The 10,849-nt window shown below is 38.5% G+C and carries 10 protein-coding genes and 3 pseudogenes; 10 read left to right on the top strand and 3 right to left on the bottom strand.

All coding sequences use genetic code 11. The features are described 5' to 3' along the window. Positions 1-7 precede the first annotated feature (7 nt). The 3 genes from NSMS1_RS23245 to NSMS1_RS23255 all read right to left on the bottom strand — a co-directional run bounded on the left by NSMS1_RS23245 (position 8) and on the right by NSMS1_RS23255 (position 2,797). Entirely contained in the window at positions 8-400 is a 393-nt protein-coding gene (locus NSMS1_RS23245) for a hypothetical protein (protein ID WP_224087086.1), read from the bottom strand. Between the two features lie 21 nt (positions 401-421). Then, entirely contained in the window at positions 422-1,276 is an 855-nt protein-coding gene (locus NSMS1_RS23250; RefSeq protein WP_224087087.1) for a hypothetical protein, read from the bottom strand. Between the two features lie 375 nt (positions 1,277-1,651). Beyond that, positions 1,652-2,797: an alanine--glyoxylate aminotransferase family protein gene (locus NSMS1_RS23255; protein WP_224087088.1), complete on the bottom strand. Its 1,146-nt coding sequence runs from the start codon at positions 2,795-2,797 to the stop codon at positions 1,652-1,654. Positions 2,798-3,187: 390 nt separating this feature from the next. Between NSMS1_RS23255 and NSMS1_RS23260 the strand changes: the two genes are divergently transcribed. The 10 genes and pseudogenes from NSMS1_RS23260 to NSMS1_RS23305 all read left to right on the top strand — a co-directional run bounded on the left by NSMS1_RS23260 (position 3,188) and on the right by NSMS1_RS23305 (position 10,804). Next, on the top strand, positions 3,188-3,865 hold the full coding sequence (locus tag NSMS1_RS23260; RefSeq protein WP_224087089.1) for a CHRD domain-containing protein: 678 nt from the start codon (positions 3,188-3,190) through the stop codon (positions 3,863-3,865). A gap of 668 nt (positions 3,866-4,533) precedes the next feature. Beyond that, a pseudogene (locus NSMS1_RS23265) lies at positions 4,534-4,692 on the top strand (HU family DNA-binding protein); the annotation flags it as partial. 130 nt (positions 4,693-4,822) lie between these two features. Beyond that, positions 4,823-5,173, top strand: a complete 351-nt coding sequence (locus NSMS1_RS23270; protein WP_224085447.1) for a transposase — start codon at positions 4,823-4,825, stop codon at positions 5,171-5,173. Next, positions 5,139-5,474, top strand: coding sequence for a transposase (locus NSMS1_RS23275; protein ID WP_224085446.1), 336 nt, complete (start codon positions 5,139-5,141; stop codon positions 5,472-5,474). Before NSMS1_RS23270 ends, NSMS1_RS23275 begins: the two co-directional genes overlap by 35 nt. 226 nt (positions 5,475-5,700) lie before the next feature. Continuing rightward, entirely contained in the window at positions 5,701-6,387 is a 687-nt protein-coding gene (locus NSMS1_RS23280; RefSeq protein ID WP_224087090.1) for a hypothetical protein, read from the top strand. 18 nt (positions 6,388-6,405) lie between these two features. Further along, positions 6,406-7,020 (top strand): ABC transporter transmembrane domain-containing protein, encoded by a 615-nt coding sequence (locus NSMS1_RS23285; protein WP_224087091.1) that lies wholly within the window; start codon positions 6,406-6,408, stop codon positions 7,018-7,020. Next, positions 7,004-8,284 (top strand): IS701 family transposase, encoded by a 1,281-nt coding sequence (locus NSMS1_RS23290; RefSeq protein ID WP_224087092.1) that lies wholly within the window; start codon positions 7,004-7,006, stop codon positions 8,282-8,284. Before NSMS1_RS23285 ends, NSMS1_RS23290 begins: the two co-directional genes overlap by 17 nt. Positions 8,285-8,435: 151 nt before the next feature. Next, positions 8,436-9,406: pseudogene (locus NSMS1_RS23295) on the top strand (transposase). A 75-nt stretch (positions 9,407-9,481) separates the two neighbouring features. Next, positions 9,482-9,690, top strand: a pseudogene (locus NSMS1_RS23300) (hypothetical protein); the annotation flags it as partial. Positions 9,691-10,066: 376 nt separating this feature from the next. Continuing rightward, complete coding sequence (locus NSMS1_RS23305; RefSeq protein ID WP_224087093.1) at positions 10,067-10,804, top strand: hypothetical protein; 738 nt, start codon at positions 10,067-10,069, stop codon at positions 10,802-10,804. Positions 10,805-10,849 lie beyond the last annotated feature (45 nt).

Consider the following 10,849-nt stretch of genomic DNA (forward strand, 5'->3'; position numbering starts at 1 on the left):
ATACCAATTATTTTAGTAGCTTTTGTACCAAGCGTAGTGAAGACATCACTAGCTTAATACGCTGTTGAGTTTTAGATGCAGTTTTTACTTCATCTAATATCTTCTGCAACTCAATTAGATTTTCTTGATTAATGCCAATAATAGTAGATTTAAAAATAGCAGTTCTGACACTATCAAGGGCATTTTCGCATTCTTGATACACTTGTCTATACTCATTAGCATCATCCCATTTACTATCGATTCTCGCGGTTGTCAATTCAAACTGAATTTGTGGCAAAAGACTAGCTAATTCTGTTTCTATTTGATTTAGTTGCTCAATCTTTATTTGGTTGTTAGGTAGATTTTTTAATTTGGTAAGTATGGTTTGTAATTTATTAATTAATTCATTATTACTCTGCATAGAATTATATATAAATTAAGTTCATTGACATAGCTGCGGTTTAGATGTTTGCAGTTGTGTTCTTCTCAAAGATAGATCACTCACAAATTCTCTTAATGTTCGGTCTTCATTAATCACCCTTTCTACAGTTCTCATTCTAGTTCTAAGGCTACTATAGTTTTTACCAGTAAGATTGCTTGTTATCCCCATAATCTGCGTGACTCTTGTAGCAATGACATCAAAACTTAGATTTGAATAATCATCAATCAATTTTGATAGCTGTCGTCCAGTATCCGCCGCTATTAAGAGTTTAGTCATAGTCTCATCAAGTGCCGCTTTCTCATCAGCATTTACTCTCAACCATTCATCTATTTGTTCTGCAACTTGGCGTTTAATTTCTTCTGCTGAGGTTGATGAAGATGAATTACGAATATTGTATAGCCGACGAAGCTGCTGTAACCTAACGCTAATTAAAACCCGTTGCGAATTGTTTGGTTGAGGCGGTCTTTCTTGAATTTGCTTGGCTAAGAGTAACATTTTTACTGTTAAACATCTTGCAGGTTGAGCCGATTGAGCAACTATTCTAGAACTGCCATAATCAATGTTTTCCAAATTTTGAAATACTTCTAAAGCCGTGTCATATTCGGCAGTTAAAGCATCTAACTCTCGGTCAAGATTTGATGGTTGTTTGTTTGTCTCATTGTCTTGGGTAATAATTTTATTTATTTCGATAATATCTCTAAAGTTGACACTAGGGTCAGTAAGTAATTGCTGCGTGATCAACTCACGGGATAATTTGGGGTCTAGTGGTACATTTCTTAATGTATAGACATCTTTAACTGAGGTAATAGCTTCAACTACTTGGTCGTGAAATCTTTCGGTAGTTATCCGTAACATGGTTCTTCTCTCAGGTGTGCAACTACTGAGAGTTAAACTCATTGCCACAGTGAATATATAAAATTTGAATCTAGTCAATTTTGGTGTAATAAATTACTAAGATTAGAATTTTCTAGTTATATATTTTAATCCCAGTTATTTTGTAAAAACTACTTAATTCTTAATATCGATTCTCAACAACGGCGATAGATGAATGAATTGGTATGGTGAGTCTTGTTTATTTTGAATTTATGTATTTCTAGTCTTGAGAGTGCCAAGCTACCTGGTAGTATCTTAAATAGTCTAGATCCCCCTTAAAAAAGGGAACTTTGATTTCAGTTCGTAGGGGGATCAAGAAGTGCCTAAAATCGCAACAAAATACTTTTAAAACAACCTCTAACTTAAAACTTGCTGTAAAGCTGGAATCAACTGGTCTACACTTTCTTTACGACTGTTATAACCCATTAGTCCCACACGCCAGACTTTACCAGCTAGTTCACCCAAGCCGCCACCAATTTCAATGTTATGTTCATTGAGTAACTGACGGGCAGCAGCTTTACCATCAACGCCGTCGGGAATGCAGACTGTGGTTAAGGTGGGTAGTCTGTACTCTTTTTCAACGTGCAGACTTAAGCCTATATCTTCTAATCTTTCCCACAGATATTCTACGTTCTTTTGGTGACGTTGCCAGCAGTTGGCTAGTCCTTCCTGGGCAATTAAACGTAATGCTTCCCGCAAAGCATAGTATAAGTTGATTGGGGCTGTGTGATGATAAACTCTTTCGCTACCCCAATATTTACCCAGCAAGTTCATATCTAAATACCAGTTTGCTACCTTAGTGCGTCGGCGTTGTAATTTCTCCATAGCACGAGGACTCATGGTAAAGGGTGAAGCGCCAGGAGGACAACCCAAACCTTTTTGACTGCAACTGTAAGCTAAATCAACTCCCCACGCATCCAAAAAGATGGGAACACCACCCAAACTGGTAACTGTATCTATGAGTAGCAAAGTGTCAAATTCTCGACACAACTCACCTACACCTTCCAATGGTTGACGCGCACCTGTGGAGGTTTCCGCATGAACTAAAGCCAGAATTGCCGGACGATGGGTTTCCAAGGCAGTGCGGAGTTCTTCCAGGGAAAATACTTGCCCCCAAGGTTTGCTGATAGTACGGACATCTGCGCCATAGCGTCCTGCCATATCCACCAGACGATTACCAAAATAACCAGTAACACCAATCAAAACTACATCACCTGGTTCTACAGCATTGGCGATGGTGGCTTCCATTGCGGCTGTGCCTGTACCACTCACAGCAATGGTAAGTTGATTTTCTGTTTGCCACATGTAGCGCAACAAAGACTGAATTTCGTCCATTAGGGCAAGGAAGGCTGGATCTAAATGTCCCACAGGTGATACATTCATTGCTTGCAGGACTGCTGGATGGGCATTTGATGGCCCAGGCCCCAATAGCAGACGGGAGGGAACTTCTAAAGGTTCTAGTTGTAAGCGTTGATTGTCATTGATTGAGATTATTTGCGTCATAGCGATCGCTCATATAATACTTACCGCATCATAAAGCGATCGCATCACCGATGCTTTATCTAATCTAGATAATTATTTCTATTTTCCATCGACGTTGTTGCATTAATAGAGAAAATACTTAAGTTAACGCTAGGAAGAAGGCTATTATTTTGACCTTCCTCCAGTCCCTGTCTCTTGAAAAGTTCTGGGCTTTTGAAGTTAATGAGCATTATCAGTGAGGCAGTTAACATGCTCTTGTACTTTCACATGCTTTTCAAGGATCGATTAGCTTTCAGATACATTCCTATAAAAATGTTAAAGCTTGGCAACTAAGTTTTAAAAATTTAGTTTTGGAGTTTTTGGGTAATTCTATTAAAATAACAATGAAGTAATTTTAATTATTTTTTTGCAATGAGAACAATTGTAATTAGTGCCTTAACAGTTATAGCGAGTCTAGGGTTAAGTTACTCCGCTCAAGCTGCGACAATATTCAGATCCCAACTTAATGGCAATAAAATTATCGATTCTAATGGAAATCCTGCTCCTACTGGCTCATCAGCAATAGGTTTTGCTACTTTAGAGTTAAATGATGCACAGACACAATTAGCATACTCAATTACGCTCAATAATTTGGCTTTAGACACTGCTGGCGGAACTGTGTCCAAAATTCATTTTCATAGAGGTTTCGCTAATCAAAGGAGTCCGTTTCATGTTTTTAATATTTATGGGCCGAAAGATGATGCTGATGCAGTCTTTGGAAAGAAGGATAATCCAATAACAGTAAGCGGCATCTGGAGTGATACAGATTATTGTTTTACTCCCGCTAAAACAGGATTTACTTGTGATACTGACCCAGATACAACTAAGAAACTTTCTGATTACGTTGATGAGTTGTTAGCTGGTGGAATTTATATTAATGTTCACACCACTGCATTTGCTAGTGGGGAGATTCGCGGGCAAATTGAAGCAGTACCAGTCCCAGAACCTTCAACTATTTTAAGTTTAGGTACAGTTTTAACCTTGAGTTTTTTCTCGAAAAAAAAGCCATCTCAAAGGAGAAATAAACAAAAAATTTACAGCATCACCTAAAAAATACAAGCGGTTTGTCAAAGCAGCCCACTTTTATATTTGAGAAAATCATGAACGAGCTATCCCAAGTACAAATACTAAATGTACATTCAACATTGTAGTAATGCCATTGATTGAGTAAATAGAAATTTAGCCAAGTTATTGCCTACTTAGATTTGAAAGCAATTAAGGATGTTTTTACTCAACCCTAATAACTGGATTGCTCAAAGTTGTTTCCAAACCTTACCTCTGACAACACCTTTAGGAATTATGTATCCTTGCATAGGAGTATATACTGTCAATGACAATTAAAAATTACTAAATTTAAAAGAAGGTAATTTAGTGTTGTTAATACCTAAAACCCAGAGGCTGTGAGCATTTAAGAAATATGGCTCTTCAGTTCCTTTTATGGAGTCGAATAATAAATAAAATCTAGTCAGAGCTTATATTCCTTGCTATGACTGGATTTTAGATTTTTGAGCCTTTCTATAAAACGGCTATTTTAATGCCTTACCATAAAACCAACGCAAGAGCCGGTTTTTTAAGTCGCTCTACTTAAATGTCACCATCTGCTTGTTATGCCTCAATAGTGTCCGTATCTAAAAATTTCTTGATTTTTATCATTTTTCCTTGGCTAATACGAGTCAATGATGCTAAATTTTCCTTATTTAATTGCTTTAAGTAAATTTATGAACAAAGGCGAATTAATAGATACTATAGCAGCCAAGGCAAACATTACAAAAAAGCAAGCTGATGAAGTGATATCAGCTTTTTTAGAAGTTGTGACTGAAGCTGTAGCCAATGTGGAGAAGGTTACACTCGTGGGATTTGGCTCATTCGAGCGAAAGGTGAACCGGGAGTAATAATTTGAACTATAGCAATTCTGAAACTATTGTTAAAGGCAATAATCCTGAACCTATCCCACTAATACCAGCAATATGATAATCTGCTGTTGAAAACGGTAAGTTGTATCAGGGTATGGCGGGGAAATTTGAAGGGTTAAGTGATATGGAGTGGAAGTTGTTTGAAGATATATTCCCCAAGGAACCAGAAAACAGAGGAAGGGGAATGCCTCATGCACCATTTCGTCATGTACTGAACACGTTATTGTATATATTGATAACAGGATGCCGTTGGTGTGATGCTCCCACAGGAGAAATCTGGGCATCAAAAAGTGCAGCGCACAGATGGTTGCAACGTTGGGAAACGGACGGAACTTTGGAAAGTTTACAAGCAAGGATACTAGGAATTGCAGAGGAAAGAAGCCTAATCAACTGGAATTACGGTGCTGTTGATGGGTCTTTTTCCCCCTGGCAAAGGTGGCGGTGAAGGCGTTAAGTACGGTCATAAAGGTAAGGGAATTTTAATACACACCTTAACTGATGGTAATGGTATGCCCTTGGCTAATCGCACAACTCCAGCCAACGGTAGTGAAACAGATCAAGTGATACCACTGTTAGATAGTGTCAAAGTTAAAACGAATAGACCCGGTAGACCTCGTAAACGTGTTAAAGTTCTGGCTGCTGACAAAGGCTATGATTCCAAGGACAAACGGGCTGCATTGCGTAAACGTGGAATCAGACCTCAATTGCCGCGCGCGTGTTTGGAAGAATCGAAAAAATCGGGGTAGACCAATTAAAATTTCTGTTCCGCGTTTTCAACAAGAGCGCTGTTTTGCTTGGTTTCAAAGAAAATATCGCCGACTCGTTGTTCGGTGGGAAAGAATTTCTGCCTGCTTCAACGGTTTTCTTTCTCTTGCGACAATTCACATCTGGATTAACAGAATTTTATTCGTGGGATAGGTTCCTCTAAAGTTAGCTCGTTCTGATACTGCATGGTTGGTATTATCAGGAACAATGGCTTTGTTTGCTGTTCCGACTGCAAACGGTATAGAGCAAGGAGCGCGTCGTTACTTATTCGATATCAATCCAGGGGATGTTATATTCGGAATTCCTATAAATCTAGAAGGGAATTCTTACTCGCTGATTGCTATTGGTTACGAAGAAACTTACTTGCAAACAGTATATCTAACAAACTGGGGACAATACAGCCTAGAGGGGAATGAAAGTTTATCTCTAATTGCTGATCGCCTGCATCAATGGAGCGATCTCTTAGTTGCAGTTTTTGACGATACTGATATTGTTTTAGCTGGAATTAAGCCAGAAGAAATTAGTGGCACAACTGCAATCTTAGAACGCTTGCAGCAATTTCATAGTGATTTTTTACGCTGTTTGCACGAACTAGAACAGCAGGAAGATAAAACCCGTTTTCAGCAGTTTAACGCGCGTTTGCAACTTAATCAACAAGCTAGCGAACGGGCATTAGGAGAATTGACGAGTATTTTTCGCCCTCAAGAAGCAGAATTTCTGCAAGAAGGAACGGAATTATTAATTGCTGTAGGTGCGGTTGGTCGAGCGTTGGGAATTGAAATTCGTCCGCCCGCTAGATCGGAAGATCCCAAGCGGGTCAAAGATCCCCTAGAAGCGATCGCTCGCGCCTCGCGGATTCGCACAAGGCGGGTTATTTTAAGCGGTAAGTGGTAGGAGTCTAATAGCGGCCCGTTGTTAGCATACACCGTAGAAGGCGAGCGCCCAGTGGCTTTATTACCTGTAGGTAGCGATCGCTATGAAGTTTTTAGTCCTCACGAACGCCGTCGCATCCCTGTCAATATTGACACAGCAAGATTAATTTCTCCAATTGCTTATATGCTTTATCGCCCGTTTCCCGAACGGGTACTAAAAACAGTAGATGTTATCAAGTTTGCTTTGCGCGGACGCGATCGAGATATTTTGACCGTGCTAGTGTTAGGGGTTATTTCTACTTTGCTAGGAATGCTTACCCCCCAAGCAACAGGGATTTTGATTGATAAAGCAATTCCGGATGCCAATCGGGGAATTTTATTACAAATTGGTTTGGGTTTATTAGCAGTTACTTTTGGGAATGCAGTTTTTAATTTAGTTCAAAATATTGCGATCGCTCGAATTGAAACTGTACTAGAGGTGCAAAACCAAGCCGCAGTTTGGGATCGGTTATTAAAGTTACGAGTATCTTTTTTTCGTAAATATTCGACTGGCGACTTGCAATCTCGCGTTTCGGCGATCGCCCAAATTCACAAACTTCTCAGCAGTAACATTATCGGCACAATATTTTCTAGCTTTTTTGCGCCTCGTAGATGAATATTGTGCAGAGTACAAAGACCTGTTCAAAGAAGTAAGAAATTATGAATGTTTCAAATATTTACACTTAGGCATAATTTCACCAATCAAAAGAAAATCATTACCAGAGATAGCAAAAGTAGTCAGTATAAACTCAGCCCAATCATTACATCATTTTATAGCCAATTCATACTGGTCAGTAAATGAGTTGAAGAGCCGAAGATTAAAGAAAATAAAAAGAGCATTAAATGGTCAGACAATTACGGTAGTAATAGATGAAACCGGAGACAGAAAAAAAGGTAAAAAGACAGATTATGTAGCTAGACAATATTTAGGAAGTGTGGGAAAAGTAGATAAAGGGATAGTTTCAGTTAACGCTTATGGAGTTTATGCCAACATAACTTTCCCATTAATTTTCAAAGTATTTAAACCAAAAGGAACACTAAAGGATTCAGATAAATATAAAACTAAAATAGAGTTAGCATCAGAAATAATTACAGAGTTAATGGAATTAGATTTCAATATTGAATTAGTATTGGCTGATAGTTTGTATGGTGAAAGTAGCCAATTTATTAGAAAACTGGCTGAATATGGCTTAGGTTATGTGGTATCAATCAGAAGTAATCATGGAGTCTGGCTGCCAGCAGGGCAGAGCGTTAGGGCGAATAAGTGGTGCAAATTTGAAAGAACATTTAGTAACCAAAAATCAGAAACTAGATATATTAGAGAAATAGTTTATGGTAAAAAAGGAGCCATAACTTACTGGGAAATAACAACTGATCCAGAAACTATGCCAGAAAATTCTACTTCATTTGTCATGACTAATCTTTCAGGGAACCTCAAGAAAATTTTAGGCGACTTATATGGGTTAAGAACTTGGGTAGAATATGGTTTTTGGCAGTGTAAACAGGAACTGGGCTGGACAGACTACAGATTTACAAATTTTCAACATATTGAGAAATGGTGGGAGATTATTTTTTGTGTCTACACAATGATTAGTTTAAGTTCTCCACCTTTCTTATCCTTAAATCAAGCTCCTTCTGAAACAGAAATACATGACAGTGCTTGTATTAGTTGTGTAGATTTCTCTAACCATAAACAATGGAATCATGATTCTGGATGGAAGAATACTTTAAATAATCTTCGTTTAATTGTTCAACCTCTTTTATTATTTTGGTTGATTTATCCCTGGCTAAATGTTTTTCCCAATTCCGATTTATTGCTTGGATTTAATCACCTAATTTTTACAATGAACCAATTTAAACCTTTTTTCTCTTCTGGATAATTTCAGTTATTTACTACTTGCTTATTTCGGAAAGTGACAGAAGAGGGATATTTACCAATACAGTTGCCAAAATAAGAGCATGAAGAGGTAGGGCGTTTCGTAGTAGAGTTATTGTCTCTCACAACGACAACTCAAAAGCTACAAGCAGCCCATGTCCGATATCTTATCATTGTTACAATGCCTGCTACCGCAGATAAACGCGACAACGATGCGGCAATTGAACCAAATTATCCTGGCGATGTTAGCTATGAGTGGTCGAGTCACGATGAGGGGAATTGCCCGTTGGACAGAGGAACGCGGTAGCTATCGGACAATGGGGAGATTTTTCTCTACAGTAATACCTTGGGCAACATTGTTTTGGCTGTTTTTTCGTAAACATTTGTGGCGAGAAAATGATGTGTACTTGCTTGCAGGAGATGAAGTTGTAATCAGTAAATCGGGTAAGCAAACTTACGGGGTAGATAGATTTTTTTCTAGCCTAGCCAGTAAACCAATTAATGGTTTATCTTTCTTCGTATTGTCAACTCCAGTAAACGCTCTCGTCGTAAATACGGCGACAAGCTAGACTATCGTAATCTACCTGACAAATACTTGTGTAAAAGTGATATTGAGGACGAAATTCAATCTGATATTTATCAGGCGACTCTTCTTCACAAAGAATTTGCCCAGGCTTTAAATGTAGTTATTTTGGTCAGAACTCATCTTAAAACTCAGGCTCGTAGCCATGTAATTTTATTTTCCAGTGACCTAGATTTAAAGGCTGATAAGATTATTGACTACTACAAGTTACGTTTTCAAATCGAGTTTAATTTTCGTGATGCCAAGCAGTTTTGGGGTTTAGAGGACTTTATGAATTCTTCCCAAACTGCTGTGACTAATGCGGCTAATCTTGCCTTCTTCATGGTTAATTTATCCCATCATCTTCTGGCTGATTTCCGTAAACATAATCCTGGTTCTGGCATTATTGACCTGAAAGCTTATTACCGTGGTTTTCAATATGTCCGTGAAATGCTAAAAATACTTCCTCAAAAGCCTGAGCCTATTTTATTAGCGCAAATTTTTGCCAAGCTTACTTCTCTGGGACGTATTCATCCCGTTTCCACAGGGGTTGAACCCTCGTAGTTTGGCTAAGGTATTGTTTGACATTCATATTTCCAGGTGCAAGATTGAGTAGAGCAAATTCTAAATCTTCCGGAAATGCAAGTATTAGATTTTCAAGAACTAGAAAGGGAAGAAATAATTATAACGATAGAAAAAAGAGTGGATTATTCAACCTGTCCTGACTGCGGAAAAATTTGGTGAAGGGGCAAGGAAATTACTTGGCAGTATTAGTAGATTTAGATAGTCATAAACCCATTGAAATAATTCAGTCAAGAAGAATAGAAGATATCCGTGAAATACTTGTCAGTTGGCATTGTTGAATTTGTCCATAGCTAGTAAACCCAGATGGCTCCTGTAACCGCTTTTTTAAGTATGAGCCAAGAGGTGGAGTGATTGCCCCAGTCAGTGCAGATAGATAAACGATCGCGCTCACCGATGTATACCAGTGATCTAGAGGAGTTGGTGCAGAAGTTTTTGGATTCGCTGGGCAAGCTAAAGTGACACAACATTTCTTAAACTTCAGATTTTTTCGATAAAAATCCTAGATTTAAGTATATGCACTGCCTTTACATAATCTTTATTAAAAATTTATTCCTAAAGAGAGGTGCATAAGTGTATTCTCGTATCAGTGTCCATAAAATCACATTAGATATTATTTTTACACATATTAAAGAAATCGATATGATTCAAAATTTTCAAGTTCAAGAACTGTTGATCGCGATCGCCGTTCGGCAGCAAAACCCAAGCATTTTGACCGCAGATTTTCTCAAGTACACAGGGATTGTCCCCAGCAATTGGGAATTGGCTAGACCACCAGTTCTGACGAATACGGCGGCGCAGGTTGTTTACCAGAATGGCGTGAGCATTGTTGCAGAAGTCAATAGGGTTATTTTTGCGGAGGCGATCGCCAATAAAGAAGCAAGCGATGTGCAAATTGCGGCGATCGCACAAAAGTATATTGAGACAGTCAAACAGGTGAACTATCAGGGCGTGGGAATTAACTTACGTGGGATTGCACCTTACGAGTCGGAAAACTTGAGCGCACGTAATTACACGTTTAGTAAATTCCTCCAACCAGGAGCGTGGCAGGATTTTGGTTCTACGCCTGTAGAAGCGTCAATGAGGCTCGTTTATACGCTGAACGAGACACAGCTATATCTGGATATTAATGAAGCTCAATTACAGTATCCAGACCAAACAATAAAGCCAGCAGTTTTGTTTTCGGCTAACTTTAGTCGTGAGATTACTCAAGAAGAACCAACAGCACGTTTGGCAGCTATAAGTGCAGTGATTGACAAATGGCAAACTGATGTAGAAACACTCAAAGAGCTTGTCAATAGTAAGTTTCTCAATAATGAAACTTATATCAAAGTAGCGACAACAGAACCACTTCAGTTTCCATCTGCTGTAATGCAGTAACAACTAGAGAAAATAAGCGATGTCAGCAAATATATATTAGGGTGA

Source organism: Nostoc sp. MS1, assembly GCF_019976755.1.
In the GTDB taxonomy this organism is placed as follows: domain Bacteria; phylum Cyanobacteriota; class Cyanobacteriia; order Cyanobacteriales; family Nostocaceae; genus Trichormus.